The 14,085-nt window shown below is 59.3% G+C and carries 16 protein-coding genes; 13 read left to right on the plus strand and 3 right to left on the minus strand.

All coding sequences use genetic code 11. The features are described 5' to 3' along the window. Nucleotides 1-83 precede the first annotated feature (83 nt). Together J4D52_RS11600 and J4D52_RS11605 are read left to right on the plus strand one after the other, a co-directional pair. Nucleotides 84-728 (plus strand): MBL fold metallo-hydrolase, encoded by a 645-nt coding sequence (locus J4D52_RS11600; protein WP_009045528.1) that lies wholly within the window; start codon nucleotides 84-86, stop codon nucleotides 726-728. Nucleotides 729-842: 114 nt separating this feature from the next. Further along, entirely contained in the window at nucleotides 843-1,574 is a 732-nt protein-coding gene (locus J4D52_RS11605) for an OmpA family lipoprotein (protein ID WP_025806203.1), read from the plus strand. A gap of 154 nt (nucleotides 1,575-1,728) precedes the next feature. On the opposite strand, the gene J4D52_RS11610 is transcribed toward J4D52_RS11605, so the two are convergent. Further along, nucleotides 1,729-2,163 (minus strand): YhcB family protein, encoded by a 435-nt coding sequence (locus J4D52_RS11610; protein WP_007928428.1) that lies wholly within the window; start codon nucleotides 2,161-2,163, stop codon nucleotides 1,729-1,731. A 144-nt stretch (nucleotides 2,164-2,307) separates the two neighbouring features. On the opposite strand from J4D52_RS11610, the gene J4D52_RS11615 reads away from it, so the two are divergent. The 3 genes from J4D52_RS11615 (at nucleotide 2,308) to zapE (ending at nucleotide 5,499) form a co-directional block, all read left to right on the plus strand. Beyond that, nucleotides 2,308-2,937: an alpha/beta hydrolase gene (locus tag J4D52_RS11615; RefSeq protein WP_025806202.1), complete on the plus strand. Its 630-nt coding sequence runs from the start codon at nucleotides 2,308-2,310 to the stop codon at nucleotides 2,935-2,937. A 24-nt stretch (nucleotides 2,938-2,961) separates the two neighbouring features. Continuing rightward, on the plus strand, nucleotides 2,962-4,317 hold the full coding sequence (locus tag J4D52_RS11620; RefSeq protein ID WP_102676027.1) for a tryptophan--tRNA ligase: 1,356 nt from the start codon (nucleotides 2,962-2,964) through the stop codon (nucleotides 4,315-4,317). 87 nt (nucleotides 4,318-4,404) lie between these two features. Next, nucleotides 4,405-5,499, plus strand: a complete 1,095-nt coding sequence (gene zapE / locus J4D52_RS11625) for a cell division protein ZapE (protein WP_025806201.1) — start codon at nucleotides 4,405-4,407, stop codon at nucleotides 5,497-5,499. Between the two features lie 47 nt (nucleotides 5,500-5,546). Here the strand turns inward: zapE and J4D52_RS11630 are convergent, their stop codons facing one another. Further along, a complete protein-coding gene (locus J4D52_RS11630; protein WP_169914967.1) occupies nucleotides 5,547-6,446 on the minus strand; it encodes a GlxA family transcriptional regulator in 900 nt (299 codons plus the stop codon). Between the two features lie 244 nt (nucleotides 6,447-6,690). Between J4D52_RS11630 and J4D52_RS11635 the strand changes: the two genes are divergently transcribed. After that, on the plus strand, nucleotides 6,691-7,827 hold the full coding sequence (locus J4D52_RS11635) for an acyl-CoA dehydrogenase family protein (RefSeq protein ID WP_102676028.1): 1,137 nt from the start codon (nucleotides 6,691-6,693) through the stop codon (nucleotides 7,825-7,827). A gap of 57 nt (nucleotides 7,828-7,884) precedes the next feature. On the opposite strand, the gene J4D52_RS11640 is transcribed toward J4D52_RS11635, so the two are convergent. Continuing rightward, nucleotides 7,885-8,922: an NADP(H)-dependent aldo-keto reductase gene (locus J4D52_RS11640; RefSeq protein ID WP_025806198.1), complete on the minus strand. Its 1,038-nt coding sequence runs from the start codon at nucleotides 8,920-8,922 to the stop codon at nucleotides 7,885-7,887. A gap of 246 nt (nucleotides 8,923-9,168) precedes the next feature. Here J4D52_RS11640 and rplM point away from each other — a divergent pair, with 246 nt between their 5' ends. From rplM to J4D52_RS11675, 7 genes are all read left to right on the plus strand, one after another. Then, nucleotides 9,169-9,597, plus strand: a complete 429-nt coding sequence (gene rplM / locus J4D52_RS11645) for a 50S ribosomal protein L13 (RefSeq protein WP_007928449.1) — start codon at nucleotides 9,169-9,171, stop codon at nucleotides 9,595-9,597. Between the two features lie 14 nt (nucleotides 9,598-9,611). Further along, nucleotides 9,612-10,004: a 30S ribosomal protein S9 gene (rpsI, locus tag J4D52_RS11650; RefSeq protein WP_003228056.1), complete on the plus strand. Its 393-nt coding sequence runs from the start codon at nucleotides 9,612-9,614 to the stop codon at nucleotides 10,002-10,004. A gap of 256 nt (nucleotides 10,005-10,260) precedes the next feature. Next, on the plus strand, nucleotides 10,261-10,854 hold the full coding sequence (gene petA / locus J4D52_RS11655; protein ID WP_007928454.1) for a ubiquinol-cytochrome c reductase iron-sulfur subunit: 594 nt from the start codon (nucleotides 10,261-10,263) through the stop codon (nucleotides 10,852-10,854). Beyond that, nucleotides 10,854-12,065, plus strand: coding sequence for a cytochrome bc complex cytochrome b subunit (locus J4D52_RS11660; RefSeq protein ID WP_007928456.1), 1,212 nt, complete (start codon nucleotides 10,854-10,856; stop codon nucleotides 12,063-12,065). The genes petA and J4D52_RS11660 overlap by 1 nt, the downstream gene beginning before the upstream one ends. Beyond that, on the plus strand, nucleotides 12,065-12,847 hold the full coding sequence (locus J4D52_RS11665; protein ID WP_102676029.1) for a cytochrome c1: 783 nt from the start codon (nucleotides 12,065-12,067) through the stop codon (nucleotides 12,845-12,847). Before J4D52_RS11660 ends, J4D52_RS11665 begins: the two co-directional genes overlap by 1 nt. A gap of 151 nt (nucleotides 12,848-12,998) precedes the next feature. Next, a complete protein-coding gene (locus J4D52_RS11670) occupies nucleotides 12,999-13,616 on the plus strand; it encodes a glutathione S-transferase N-terminal domain-containing protein (RefSeq protein WP_007928460.1) in 618 nt (205 codons plus the stop codon). Nucleotides 13,617-13,632: 16 nt separating this feature from the next. Then, a complete protein-coding gene (locus J4D52_RS11675; protein ID WP_007928461.1) occupies nucleotides 13,633-14,049 on the plus strand; it encodes a ClpXP protease specificity-enhancing factor in 417 nt (138 codons plus the stop codon). The last annotated feature ends 36 nt before the right edge of the window (nucleotides 14,050-14,085 follow it).

The raw sequence follows: 14,085 nt of genomic DNA on the forward strand, positions 1-14,085 counted from the left end.
CGGCAGTCATTGTCTGTATTGAGGGGCAAAGCAGTGGCTGCAAGCTGTGCGAGAATGGCCCATCGTTTTTTCAGGAACATCCCATGGAAGCCGCCAAGCCCGCCCTTATTCGCGAAACTTTCCCCGTCGGTCCCTTGCAGTGCAACTGCACGATCATCGGCGACCCTGTTACAAAAAAGGCCATAGTCGTCGACCCGGGCGGCAATCCCGACCTGATCATGGCGCGGCTCGACGCGCTGGGGCTGAAGGTGGTGAGCATCATTCATACCCATGCCCACCTGGATCACTTCCTGGCGTCCGGGCAGATGAAGGAGAAAACCGGCGCGACCCTGCACCTGCACAAGGAGGATCAGTTCCTTTGGGACAACCTGGAGATGCAGTGCAGCATGTTCGGCGTGCCTTACACGCCGGTGCCGGCGCCGGATCGCTGGCTGGCGGACGACGAAGAGTTGGCCTGCGGCTGCGGCGTGGCCCTGCATACGCCGGGACATACCCCAGGTTCCATGAGCTTCTGGTTTGCAGAGGCTAAGCTGCTGATTGCCGGCGACACCTTGTTCAAGCGCGGGGTAGGGCGCACGGATTTGTGGGGTGGCGACCAGGCCACCATCGTGCGTTCGATCAAGCAGCGTCTGTACACCCTCGATGAAGACGCGACTGTGGTGGCCGGGCATGGTCCGGACACCCGCCTGGGCGATGAAATGCGTGAGAATCCCTTTGTCAGGGCCTGACCTTTGCTGTCAAAAGTTTCACGGAATTTTTGTCATTGGCCGTGTTCAAACGCCTGCAAAGGTCTGTTGCCAACGTCCGCTGCATCACAGAATGAAAAAAGTAGGAGCTTCTCCATGTTCACCTCGCGTCGTTTGATCGTTGTTGCTACCGCTGTGGCCTTGTTGTCCGGCTGTGCTTCGCCTAACCCCTATGACAATCAGGGGCAGGCCGACGGCTCCACGGGCATGAGCAAAACTGCAAAATACGGTGGCCTGGGTGCCTTGGCCGGTGCGCTGGCCGGTGCTGCCATCGACCACAACAACCGTGGCAAGGGCGCGCTGATCGGCGCTGCGGTAGTCGGTGCTTCCGCTGCCGGTTACGGCTACTACGCCGACCAGCAGGAAAAGAAACTGCGTGCCAGCATGGCCAATACCGGGGTCGAAGTGCAGCGCCAGGGTGATCAGATCAAGCTGATCATGCCGGGCAACATCACCTTCGCCACCGATTCGGCGAACATCGCCCCAAGCTTCTATCAACCGCTGAACAACCTGGCCGGCTCCCTCAAGGAGTTCAACCAGAACCAGATCGAAATCGTCGGCTACACCGACAGCACCGGCAGCCGTCAGCACAACATGGACCTGTCCCAGCGTCGCGCCCAGAGCGTGGCGACCTACCTGACCTCGCAAGGTGTCAGCGGTGCCAACCTGTCGGCCCGTGGCGCTGGCCCGGATAACCCGGTTGCCAGCAACAGCGACGTCAATGGCCGTGCGCAGAACCGTCGGGTGGAAGTGAACCTCAAGGCGATTCCGGGTCAGCAGTATGGTGGTCAGCAGCAACAGCCGGGTACGGTTCAGCAGTATCCGTAACTGATCGTTTGAATGAAGAAATGCCCGATCCTGTGATCGGGCATCTTTGTGTGTGGCCTTTGCCCGCGAAGAGGTCGCTATCAAATCACCAGATACAAAAAAGCCCCCGGACAACCGAGTTGTCCGGGGGCTTTTTATTGGATGCGAAGCCCGATTATTTCTTCAGACCATAATGCTCGTCGAGCATGCCTGGCGCGTTAGGCGTCTTTGGCGCGTAGTCCCGTGGCGGTTCCTGGTCGCGTGGCGGCGTCAGGCGTTCCCGTGGAGCCTGCACCGAGTCGGAGTGCAGCGCGGCCAGCAGGCGTTGGCGGGTCAGCTCGTCCAGGGCCAGGCGGTTGGCGCCCTCGGCGAGATGGTCCTGCACTTCCTGATAGCTTTGAGTCAGTTTTTTCACCAGGGTGGCGGTGCTGTTGAAGTGGGTGACCACTTCGTTCTGATAGCTGTCAAAACGTTCCTGAATATCATCCAGCTGACGTTGCGTGCGGTTAGGCGCGGCATTCGGCAGCAGGCGAGCGACCAGAAATCCAATGGCGACACCCGCGATCAGGGCAAGAGTCGGCAACAACCAAACTAAGAGCGAGTGTTCCACGAGTCCTTCCTCTATAAACGGCTTTGCTTTACGTTAACGGCTCGAACCTGCGCTGTATACCGCGATTCACTCGCAATAGATTGGCACAGACAATTTGCTAGACGAGTCGACCCGATTCGAGGTCACGGAGTTCCTTCCTTGCTTATGCGTGAAACCCCCGTAGTGATTGCCGGCCCGGTCGGCCAACTGGAAGCCCTGTATCTGGATGTCGCCGATGCCCGTGGCGTGGCGCTGATCTGCCATCCGAACCCGGTGCAGGGCGGCACCATGCTCAACAAGGTGGTATCGACCCTGCAACGTACGGCGCGCGATGCCGGCCTGATCACCTTGCGTTTCAACTACCGTGGCGTCGGCGCCAGCGAAGGCAGCCACGACATGGGCAGTGGTGAAGTCGACGACGCGCAGGCGGCTGCCGAATGGCTGCGGGCCCAGCACCCGGACCTGCCGATGACCCTGCTCGGTTTCTCCTTCGGCGGCTTTGTCGCCGCGAGCCTCGGCGGGCGCCTGGAAGCCCGCGGTGAACAGCTCAAGCACCTGTTCATGGTCGCCGCCGCGGTGATGCGTTTGCGCGACACCGACCTGCTGCCACAGAACTGCCCGCTGACCCTGATCCAGCCGGAAACCGACGAAGTGGTCGACCCGCAACTGGTCTACGACTGGTCCGACGCGCTTGAGCGCCCCCATGAGCTGCTGAAAGTGGCAGAATGCGGACACTTTTTTCATGGCAAGCTCACCGATCTCAAGGATCTGGTGCTGCCACGACTCTCGAATTGATTGCAGTCTGATAAGCGATTACCCATGACTACTCGTACGCGCATCCTCACCGGCATCACCACCACCGGCACGCCGCACCTGGGCAACTACGCCGGCGCCATCCGCCCGGCGATCCTCGCCAGCCGCGACAGCAATGCCGATTCGTTCTACTTCCTGGCCGACTATCACGCCCTGATCAAGTGCGACGACCCGCTGCGTATCCAGCGCTCGCGCCTGGAAATCGCCGCGACCTGGCTGGCCGGTGGCCTGGATGTGGAACGCGTGACTTTCTACCGACAGTCGGACATCCCGGAAATCCCGGAGCTGACCTGGTTGCTGACCTGCGTGGCGGCCAAGGGCCTGCTCAACCGCGCCCATGCCTACAAGGCTTCGGTGGATAAAAACGTCGAAACCGGTGAAGACCCGGATGCCGGCATCACCATGGGCCTGTACAGCTACCCGGTGCTGATGGCCGCGGACATCCTGATGTTCAACGCGCACAAGGTGCCGGTCGGTCGCGACCAGATCCAGCACGTGGAAATGGCTCGTGACATCGGCCAGCGTTTCAACCACCTGTTCGGCCAGGGCAAGGAGTTCTTCACCATGCCCGAGGCGCTGATCGAGGAAAGCGTCGCCACCTTGCCGGGCCTCGATGGCCGCAAGATGTCCAAGAGCTACGACAACACCATCCCGTTGTTCAGCAGCGCCAAGGACATGAAGGACGCGATCTCGCGCATCGTCACCGACTCCCGTGCTCCTGGCGAAGCCAAGGATCCGGACAACGCTCACCTGTTCACCCTGTTCCAGGCCTTCGCGACACAGGGCCAGGCTGACGAATTCCGCAGCGAACTGCTGCAGGGCCTGGGTTGGGGCGAGGCGAAGAATCGTCTGTTCCAGCTGCTGGACAACCAGCTGGGCGAGGCGCGCGAGCGTTATCACCAGTTGATCGAGCGCCCTTCGGACCTGGAAGACATCCTCCAGGCCGGCGCCAAGAAAGCCCGTGCCGTGGCCACGCCCTTCCTCAACGAGCTGCGCGAGGCCGTGGGCCTGCGTTCGTTCGTCAATCAGGTGCAAGTAGCGGCGACCACCAAGAAGAAAGCGGCCAAGGCCGCGCGCTTCGTCAGCTTCCGTGAAGACGACGGCAGCTTCCGTTTCCGCCTGCTGGCCGCCGATGGCGAGCAGCTGTTGCTGTCGCGCAACTTCGCCGACGGCAAGACTGCGGGTGCCGTGACCAAGCAACTGCAAGCCGGCCAGGCTCTGGATCTGCGCAGCGAAGCGCTGAGTTTCAGCGTCTGGCTGGAAGGTGAGTGCGTGGCCGACAGCCCGGCCTTTGCCGACGCGGCGGCCCGCGATGCGGCGATCGATGCGCTGCGCGTCGCCCTGACGCCTGTGCAGGACTAACCGCAATCTCCCGACCAAGGGCTGATTGCCATTCTCAAGGGCCGTCGCTACAGTGACGGCCCGTTTTTGTTGCCTTGCTAACGAATTATGACGCCCCTAGAACGATACCAAGCTGATCTGAAACGCCCGGAGTTCTTCCACGACGCTGCGCAGGAAACCGCTGTGCGTCATTTGCAGCGCCTGTACGACGATCTGATCGCCGCGTCGAACAACAAGCCGGGCCTGCTGGGCAAGTTGTTTGGCAAGAAAGACCAGGCGCCGGTCAAGGGCCTGTACTTCTGGGGCGGGGTAGGGCGTGGCAAGACGTATCTGGTCGATACCTTCTTTGAAGCCCTGCCGTTCAAGCAGAAGGTCCGTACTCACTTCCACCGCTTCATGAAGCGTGTGCACGAAGAGATGAAGACCCTGGGCGGCGAGAAGAACCCGCTGACCATCATCGCCAAGCGTTTCGCCGACGAGGCCCGGGTGATCTGCTTCGACGAATTTTTCGTCTCTGACATCACCGACGCCATGATCCTCGGCACGCTGATGGAAGAGCTGTTCAAGAACGGCGTGACCCTGGTGGCCACCTCGAACATCGTTCCGGACGGTTTGTACAAGGACGGCCTGCAACGTGCGCGCTTCCTGCCGGCCATTGCCTTGATCAAGCAGCATACTGAAATCGTTAACGTCGACAGCGGTGTCGACTACCGTCTGCGTCATCTGGAGCAGGCCGAACTGTTTCACTTCCCGCTGGACGAAGCGGCCCACGAAAGCCTGCGCAAGAGCTTCCGCGCGCTGACGCCGGAATGCACCCAGGCGGTGGAAAACGATGTGCTGATCGTCGAGAACCGCGAAATCCGTGCCCTGCGTACCTGCGATGATGTGGCCTGGTTCGACTTCCGCGAACTGTGCGACGGTCCGCGCAGCCAGAACGACTACATCGAACTGGGCAAGATCTTCCACGCCGTACTGGTCAGCGGTGTCGAGCAGATGAGCGTCGCCACCGACGACATCGCCCGTCGCTTCATCAACATGGTCGACGAATTCTACGACCGTAACGTCAAGCTGATCATCTCCGCTGAAGTCGAGCTCAAGGACCTGTACACCGGCGGTCGCCTGACCTTCGAGTTCCAGCGCACCCTCAGCCGTCTGCTGGAAATGCAGTCCCACGAGTTCCTCTCGCGGGCGCACAAGCCTTAACGGTTGTCCGGATAAAAGAAGGGCCTGCATTGCAGGCCCTTTTTCATTTACGCGGCTTGTTGGTGAAACTGCTGCCGGTACTGGTTCGGCGACAGCTCGGTGTGCTGGCGGAACAGGCGGGCGAAGAAGCTCGCATCGTCATAGCCGACCTCATAGCTGATGGTCTTGATGCTCTTGCGCGTCCCCGAGAGCAAACCCTTGGCGGTTTCGATACGCAGGCGTTGCAGGTAATGCAGGGGCTTGTCACCGGTGGCGGTCTGGAAGCGCCGCATGAAATTGCGAATGCTCATGCCATGTTCCCGGGCCACGTCCTCGAAGCGGAACTTGTCGGCGAAGTGCTCTTCGAGCCAGTGCTGGATCTGCAGGATGATCACGTCCTGGTGCAGCTTCTGGCCACCGAAACCGATACGCCCCGGGGAATAGCTGCGCTGCACCTCATAGAGAATGTCGCGGGCCACGGCCTGGGCGACGTTGGCGCCGCAGAAACGCTCGATCAGGTAGATGTACAGGTCGCAGGCCGAGGTGGTGCCGCCGGCGCAATACAGGTTGTCGGCGTCGGTCAGGTGCTTGTCCTGATTGAGCTGGACCTTGGGGAAGCGCTCGCTGAAGGCATTGAAGAAGCGCCAGTAAGTGGTGGCTTCCTTGCCGTCGAGCAACCCGGCCTCGGCCAGCCAGAACACCCCGGTGGCCTCGCCGCAGAGCACCGCGCCGCGGGCATGTTGCTGGCGCAGCCAGGGCAGGATCTGCGGATAACGTTGGCAGAGGGTTTCGAAATCGTCCCAGAACGCCGGGAGGATGATCACGTCGGTATCTTCCAGGGCGCCGTCCACTGGCATGATCACGTTGCTGAAACTGCACACCGGTTTTCCGTCCGGGCTGACCAGGCGGGTTTCGAACGCCGGGGTCAGGCCCTGGCCCAGCTGCTTGCCGTAGCGCAGGCTGGCCAGATGGAAGAAATCCTTGGCTTGCATGAGGGTGGAGGCGAAAACCCGGTCGATAGCCAGGATGCTGACGCGCCGCAAGGGCGTGGAGGTTTGGTTAGACATAATTCAATTGTTCTTATAGGGGAAAGTGGTCACCAGACGGCTGGATCGTCTTATTTTTTGTCGGATGTGTCCAGTGTCCTGTGTCGTGCGCGTGGGCTTAGGCTCTGTGGGCCAATCCCGGCTAACAATAACGATAGGTGGCCCCATGATCCCCAGAACCTTGTTCAGCTCCGAGCACGAACTCTTTCGTGACAGCGTACGTAGCTTCCTGGAAAAGGAGGCCGTGCCGTTCCATGGGCAATGGGAAAAGCAGGGCTACATCGACCGCGCCTTGTGGAACAAGGCCGGTGAGGCGGGAATGCTCTGCTCCCATCTCCCCGAGGAGTACGGCGGACTGGGGGCTGACTTTCTCTATAGCGCGGTGGTGATCGAGGAGGTGGGGCGTCTTGGCCTGACTGGCATCGGCTTCTCCCTGCATTCCGATATCGTCGCGCCCTATATCCTGCATTACGGCAGCGAGGAGCTGAAGCACAAGTACTTGCCGAAACTGGTGTCCGGCGAGATGGTCACGGCCATTGCCATGACCGAGCCGGGCGCGGGCTCCGACTTGCAAGGGGTGAAGACCACCGCGGTGTTGGACGGTGACGACTATGTGATCAACGGCTCCAAGACCTTTATCACCAACGGTTATCTGGCCGATCTGGTGATCGTCGTAGCCAAGACCGATCCCAAGGCCGGCGCCAAGGGCACCAGCCTGTTCCTGGTGGAGGCGGATACGCCTGGTTTTTCCAAGGGCAAGCGCCTGGAAAAGGTCGGCATGAAGGCCCAGGACACTTCCGAACTGTTCTTCCAGGACGTTCGCGTACCCAAGGAAAACCTGCTGGGGCAGGCCGGCGCGGGCTTTGCCTATCTGATGCAGGAGCTGCCCCAGGAGCGCCTGACGGTGGCTGTGGGTGGCCTGGCGTCAGCCGAGGCGGCATTGCAGTGGACCCTGGAATACACCCGCGAGCGCAAGGCCTTCGGCAAATCGATCGCCGATTTCCAGAACACCCGCTTCAAGCTGGCGGAAATGGCCACCGAGATTCAGATCGGTCGGGTGTTCGTCGACCGCTGCCTGGAATTGCACCTGCAAGGCAAGCTCGACGTACCGACCGCCGCGATGGCCAAGTACTGGGGCACGGACCTGCAGTGCAAGGTGCTCGACGAGTGCGTGCAACTGCACGGTGGTTACGGCTTCATGTGGGAGTACCCGATAGCCCGGGCCTGGGCGGATGCGCGAGTACAGCGGATCTATGCCGGGACCAACGAGATCATGAAGGAAATCATCGCGCGTTCCCTGTAACGCATTGTCTGTCGGGTAGGGGCGAGCCTGGCGGGCTCGCTCCCGCAGGAGGATGGGTTATGGCGCCGGGTTCGGGTGATCCTTGTGGATCGCCTCGATGCCGGCCAGCACCTCATTCGACAGCTTCAGCTCGAGACTGGCGATGTTGCTGTCCAGTTGCTCGAGGGTGGTCGCGCCAATGATGTTGCTGGTGACGAACGGCTGCTGGGTGACGAACGCCAGGGCCATTTGCGCCGGGTCCAGGCCGTGCTCGCGGGCCAGGGCGACATAACGGCTGCAGGCTGCTTCCGACTGTGGATTGAAGTAGCGGCTGAAGCGGCTATAGAGGCTCAGGCGGCCTTTGGCCGGGCGCGCGCCACCTTCGTATTTGCCGGAGAGGAAGCCGAACGCCAGGGGCGAATAGGCCAGCAACCCACATTGTTCGCGAATGGCGATTTCCGCCAGGCCCACTTCAAAGCTGCGGTTGAGCAGGTTGTAGGGGTTCTGGATCGATACTGCCCGTGGCCAGCCGCGGCTCTCGGCCAGGGCCAGGAACTTCATGGTGCCCCAGGGCGTTTCGTTGGACAGGCCGATGTGGCGGATCTTGCCAGCCTTGACCTGTTCGTCCAGGGCTTCGAGGGTTTCTTCCAGTGGGGTGAAGTCTTCTTCCTTGTGCTTGTAGCCCAGCTGGCCGAAGAAGTTGGTGCTGCGCTCCGGCCAGTGCAACTGGTAAAGGTCGATCCAGTCGGTCTGCAGGCGCTTGAGGCTGGCGTCCACGGCTTGGACTATGTGCTTGCGGTTGTGTTTGAGCTGCTTGTCGCGGATGTAGTCGATGGTGTTGCCGGGGCCGGCGATCTTGCTGGCGAGGATCCAGTCGGCGCGATCGCCGCGAGCCTTGAACCAGTTACCGATGTAGCGCTCGGTGGTGGCGTAGGTTTCAGCCTTTGGCGGCACCGGATACATCTCGGCGGTATCGATGAAGTTGATCCCCGCAGCCTTGGCCCGTTCGATCTGGGCGAAGGCCTCGGACTCGCTGTTTTGCTCGCCCCAGGTCATGGTCCCCAGGCAGATGGCACTCACGTTCAGGTCGGTCCGGCCTAGCTGGCGATAGTCCATCGGGTGCTCCTTCGGCAAAACAATCATAAAAGCAGGTTGAATTTTTTTTCGCAATCTGCATAATTCCGCAGCTCTTTCTGCAGTGGAAGTGATGCGCCGCCTGCCGAAGAATCTTGCCGTATAACGGACGCGCTGACCCGAGCCCCCGATAGCGTCTGTATCCGGCTGCCTTTGACTTGTCAAAGTACGCACTATTCAGTAAGATCCGCCGTCTAATTTACAGGGCGGCCCCTGAGGCTATAAAGAATGAAAACTTTTACTGCTAAACCGGAAACAGTTAAGCGCGACTGGTTTGTCGTCGACGCTGCTGGTCAGACCCTGGGTCGTCTGGCCACCGAGATCGCGAGCCGTCTGCGTGGCAAGCACAAGCCTGAGTACACCCCTCACGTCGACACCGGTGACTACATCGTCGTGATCAACGCTGAGCAAGTACGTGTTACTGGCGCTAAAACCACTGACAAAATGTACTACTCCCACTCCGGTTTCCCGGGCGGCATCAAGTCGATCAACTTTGAAAAGCTGATCGCCAAGGCCCCTGAGCGCGTGATCGAGACCGCGGTAAAAGGCATGCTGCCTAAGAACCCGCTGGGTCGCGACATGTACCGTAAGCTGAAAGTCTATGCGGGCGCTGCACACCCTCATACTGCTCAGCAGCCCCAAGAACTGAAGATTTAACGGAATAGTTCATTATGTCGGCGACTCAAAATTACGGCACTGGCCGTCGCAAGACTGCAACCGCACGCGTTTTCCTGCGTCCGGGCACTGGCAACATCTCCATCAACAACCGCTCCCTGGATAACTTCTTCGGTCGCGAAACTGCCCGCATGGTAGTTCGTCAGCCGCTGGAACTGACCGAGACCGTCGAGAAGTTCGACATCTACGTCACCGTTATCGGCGGTGGTGTGAGTGGCCAAGCTGGCGCAATCCGCCACGGCATCACTCGCGCTCTGATGGATTACGACGAAACTCTGCGCAGCGCTCTGCGTAAAGCCGGTTTCGTAACCCGTGACGCACGTGAAGTTGAACGTAAGAAAGTTGGTCTGCGTAAAGCGCGTAAGCGTCCGCAGTACTCGAAGCGTTAATTCGCTTTCGCGTTCAAAAAACGCCCAGTCTCCTCACGGAGCTGGGCGTTTTTTTATGGGCGATTATTTTGCGCTGTGACAACTTGCCACATCCGCAGAGCCCCTATACTACAGGGCTTGGGGCAGGGCCAAGTTGGTAATTACCTTGTCAGAGTAGGGGCTTTTCATTACCATTCGGCAAAATTTTTATAAGTTCAGATTTTTACTTAGTAGATGCCTGATTTAACAGGCCACAAAGCTGATGGGAGAGGACTGAATGAGCAATGACGGCGTGAATGCAGGCCGGCGTCGCTTCCTTGTAGCAGCCACATCCGTGGTGGGTGCTGCAGGAGCGGTGGGGGCTGCGGTCCCGTTCGTGGGGTCATGGTTTCCCAGTGCCAAGGCGAAAGCCGCAGGGGCACCGGTGAAAGTGAATATCAGCAAGATCGACCCAGGTCAGCAGATGATTGCTGAGTGGCGTGGTCAGCCGGTATTCATCGTCCGCCGTACACAGGAAATCCTGGGGAATCTCAAAAAGATCGAGGGTCAACTGTCCGACCCAGACTCCAAGAACTCTGTTCAACCAACCTACGTCGACCCGGAAGTGCGTTCGATCAAGCCAGAGATTCTGCTGCTGATCGGTATCTGCACCCACCTGGGTTGCTCACCGACTTTCCGCCCTGAAGTGGCGCCTGCGGATCTGGGTAAGGATTGGGTAGGTGGCTATTTCTGCCCTTGCCACGGTTCCCACTACGATCTGGCTGGCCGCGTCTACAAGTCGCAACCCGCGCCTTTGAACCTGCCAGTACCCCCGCATTCCTATGAGTCGGACGACCTTATTGTCATCGGCGTCGATACGGAGAAAGCGTGATGAGCAAGTTCATGGATTGGGTTGATGCGCGCTTCCCAGCGACCAAGATGTGGGAAGACCATCTCAGCAAGTATTACGCTCCGAAGAACTTCAACTTCTTCTATTTCTTTGGTTCCCTGGCTCTGCTGGTTCTGGTTAACCAGATCGTCACCGGTGTCTGGTTGACCATGAGCTACACCCCATCGGCTGAAGAAGCTTTCGCTTCCGTCGAATACATCATGCGCGACGTCGAGTACGGCTCGATCCTGCGTCTGCTGCACTCCACCGGCGCTTCGGCGTTCTTCATCGTGGTCTATCTGCACATGTTCCGTGGCCTGCTCTACGGTTCCTACCAGAAGCCGCGTGAGCTGGTGTGGCTGTTCGGCATGCTGATTTACCTGGCGCTGATGGCTGAAGCCTTCATGGGCTACCTGCTGCCTTGGGGGCAAATGTCCTACTGGGGCGCCCAGGTGATCATCTCGCTGTTTGGTGCGATCCCGGTCATCGGTAACGACCTGACCCAGTGGATTCGTGGCGACTACCTGATTTCCGGTATTACCCTGAACCGCTTCTTCGCCTTGCACGTAGTGGCCCTGCCGATCGTGATTCTCGGTCTGGTGGTGCTGCATATCCTGGCGCTGCACGAAGTGGGTTCGAACAACCCGGATGGCGTGGACATCAAGAAGCACAAGGATGAAAACGGCGTACCGCTGGATGGCATCGCTTTCCACCCGTACTACACCGTGAAAGACATCGTCGGTGTGGTGGTGTTCCTGTTCATCTTCTGTTCGATTGTGTTCTTCTTCCCGGAAATGGGTGGTTATTTCCTCGAGAAGCCGAACTTCGAGCAGGCCAACCCGTTCAAGACGCCTGAGCATATTGCCCCGGTTTGGTACTTCACCCCGTTCTACGCGATTCTGCGCGCGGTTCCGGACAAGCTGCTGGGTGTGATTGCGATGGGCGCGGCGATCGCTGTGCTGTTCGTGCTGCCATGGCTTGACCGCAGCCCGGTCAAATCCATGCGCTACAAGGGCTGGCTGAGCAAGATCTGGCTGGTGGTGTTCTGCATCTCGTTCGTGATCCTGGGGATCCTGGGCGTTCTGGCACCGACTCCAGGTCGTACGCTGCTGTCGCAGGTATGTACCTTCCTGTACTTCGCCTACTTCATTCTGATGCCGTTCTACACCAGGCTCGAGAAGACCAAACCGGTTCCGGAAAGGGTGACTGGCTGATGAAAAAGCTATTTGCTGTACTGATTCTTGCTGCTATGCCTGTACTGTCCTTCGCGGCCGAGCACGGTGGTCCCGAGCTGGAAAAAGTCGACATCGACGTCTCCGACAAGGCCGCCATGCAGGATGGCGCGCGGACATTCGCCAACTACTGCATGGGCTGCCACAGCGCCAAGTTCCAGCGCTATGAGCGCGTTGCCGACGATCTGGGGATTCCTCACGATCTGATGATGAGCAAGCTGGTGTTCACCGGTGCCAAAATCGGTGATCACATGAATATCGGCATGCAGCCGGCTGACGCCAAGACCTGGTTCGGTGCGGCTCCGCCCGACCTGACCCTGGTGGCTCGTGTGCGTGGTACCGACTGGCTCTATGGCTACCTGCGCTCCTTCTACGAAGACCCTGCGCGCCCATGGGGCGTGAACAACAAGGTCTTCCCGAACGTGGGCATGCCTAACGTTCTGGTCGGCCTGCAAGGCCGTCAGGTTGTTGGTTGCAAGCAGGTGCAGATCGTCGAAGACGGCAAGAAGCAATACGATCCGCTGACCGGCACCGCTTTGACCCATGAAGCCTGCGACCAGCTGACCGTGCTGCCAAAAACCGGCGCGCTCAACGAAGAGCAGTTCAACGAGAAGGTCAAGAATCTGGTGACCTTCCTGGCCTACTCGGCCAACCCGGTCAAGCTGGAGCATCAACGTATCGGCACCTATGTGTTACTGTATCTGGCCTTCTTCTTCGTGTTCGCCTATCTGCTAAAGCGCGAATACTGGAAAGACGTTCATTGATAAAGCTGTAATTCATTGCTGTTAATCGTGCGCGCCCAAGGGCGTCTCTGAAGGTGTAACGAGTCTGGGTCATCCAGGCGTTACGGGAGGCGCCCTCTGGGCGCGCTCGTTTTTCTGCTTCCGATAATTTCAACAAGCGAGGAGGACCGCCATGGGCGTGACCAATCGGTTGGCCTGTTACTCCGACCCCGCCGACCACTATTCCCACCGGGTACGTATCGTGCTCGCAGAGAAGGGTGTCAGCGCCGAGATCATCAGTGTGGAGGCGGGGCGTCAGCCGCCGAAGCTGATCGAAGTGAACCCTTACGGCAGTCTGCCCACCCTGGTCGATCGTGACCTGGCGTTGTGGGAGTCGACCGTGGTGATGGAATATCTGGATGAGCGTTACCCGCACCCGCCACTACTGCCGGTTTACCCTGTGGCGCGTGCCAACAGCCGTCTGCTGATCCATCGGATCCAGCGTGACTGGTGTGGGCTGGTGGACCTGATCCTGGATTCCCGGACCAAGGAAGCGGCCCGTGCTCAGGCTCGTAAAGAGCTGCGCGAGAGCCTGACCGGCGTTTCGCCGCTGTTCGCGGAGAAGCCGTTTTTCCTCAGTGAGGAACAAAGTCTGGTGGATTGCTGCCTATTACCAATACTCTGGAGATTACCGATTCTGGGTATTGAATTGCCACGGCAAGCCAAGCCGTTGCTTGATTACATGGAGCGCCAGTTCGCTCGTGAGACGTTCCAGGCGAGTCTGTCTGGCGTCGAACGCGACATGCGCTAAGGCTTAAGGAGCCGCTATGAACTCCAGTCGACCTTATCTGGTCCGCGCGCTCTACGAGTGGATTGTGGACAACGATTGCACCCCGCATATGCTGGTCAATTCCGAATACCCGGCGGTGCAGGTGCCTCAGGGTTTCGCCAGTGACGGACAGATCGTCCTGAATATTTCGCCGAGTGCCGTGCGTCATCTGCACATGGATAACGAGGTGGTGACTTTTGAGGGGCGCTTCGGTGGCGTTCCGCATAGTCTGTATGTCCCTGTGCCAGCGATCCTGGGTATTTACGCCCGGGAGAATGGTCAGGGTATGGTGTTCGATCTGGAGTCGCCCGTGGATGACGAGGACGATGAAATCGAGCCGGATGATGATATTCCACCACCGGATAACGAGCCGCCGCGTCCAAGCGGTCGACCCAGTCTGAAGGTTGTGAAGTAATAAAAAAGGCGATCCATCCGGATCGCCTTTTTTGTG

The organism is Pseudomonas sp. GW460-12-10-14-TSB1 (assembly GCF_017349775.1).
In the GTDB taxonomy this organism is placed as follows: Bacteria; Pseudomonadota; Gammaproteobacteria; order Pseudomonadales; family Pseudomonadaceae; genus Aquipseudomonas; species Aquipseudomonas piscium.

What these genes read in the sequence shown, in the direction of transcription:
- J4D52_RS11600 (WP_009045528.1), top strand. Translation starts at nt 84, where the DNA reads ATGGAAGCCGCCAAGCCCGCCCTTATTCGCGAAACTTTCCCCGTCGGT.
- J4D52_RS11605 (WP_025806203.1), top strand. Translation starts at nt 843, where the DNA reads ATGTTCACCTCGCGTCGTTTGATCGTTGTTGCTACCGCTGTGGCCTTG.
- J4D52_RS11615 (WP_025806202.1), top strand. Translation starts at nt 2,308, where the DNA reads ATGCGTGAAACCCCCGTAGTGATTGCCGGCCCGGTCGGCCAACTGGAA.
- J4D52_RS11620 (WP_102676027.1), top strand. Translation starts at nt 2,962, where the DNA reads ATGACTACTCGTACGCGCATCCTCACCGGCATCACCACCACCGGCACG.
- zapE (WP_025806201.1), top strand. Translation starts at nt 4,405, where the DNA reads ATGACGCCCCTAGAACGATACCAAGCTGATCTGAAACGCCCGGAGTTC.
- J4D52_RS11635 (WP_102676028.1), top strand. Translation starts at nt 6,691, where the DNA reads ATGATCCCCAGAACCTTGTTCAGCTCCGAGCACGAACTCTTTCGTGAC.
- J4D52_RS11640 (WP_025806198.1), bottom strand. Translation starts at nt 8,922, where the DNA reads ATGGACTATCGCCAGCTAGGCCGGACCGACCTGAACGTGAGTGCCATC.
- rplM (WP_007928449.1), top strand. Translation starts at nt 9,169, where the DNA reads ATGAAAACTTTTACTGCTAAACCGGAAACAGTTAAGCGCGACTGGTTT.
- rpsI (WP_003228056.1), top strand. Translation starts at nt 9,612, where the DNA reads ATGTCGGCGACTCAAAATTACGGCACTGGCCGTCGCAAGACTGCAACC.
- petA (WP_007928454.1), top strand. Translation starts at nt 10,261, where the DNA reads ATGAGCAATGACGGCGTGAATGCAGGCCGGCGTCGCTTCCTTGTAGCA.
- J4D52_RS11660 (WP_007928456.1), top strand. Translation starts at nt 10,854, where the DNA reads ATGAGCAAGTTCATGGATTGGGTTGATGCGCGCTTCCCAGCGACCAAG.
- J4D52_RS11665 (WP_102676029.1), top strand. Translation starts at nt 12,065, where the DNA reads ATGAAAAAGCTATTTGCTGTACTGATTCTTGCTGCTATGCCTGTACTG.
- J4D52_RS11670 (WP_007928460.1), top strand. Translation starts at nt 12,999, where the DNA reads ATGGGCGTGACCAATCGGTTGGCCTGTTACTCCGACCCCGCCGACCAC.
- J4D52_RS11675 (WP_007928461.1), top strand. Translation starts at nt 13,633, where the DNA reads ATGAACTCCAGTCGACCTTATCTGGTCCGCGCGCTCTACGAGTGGATT.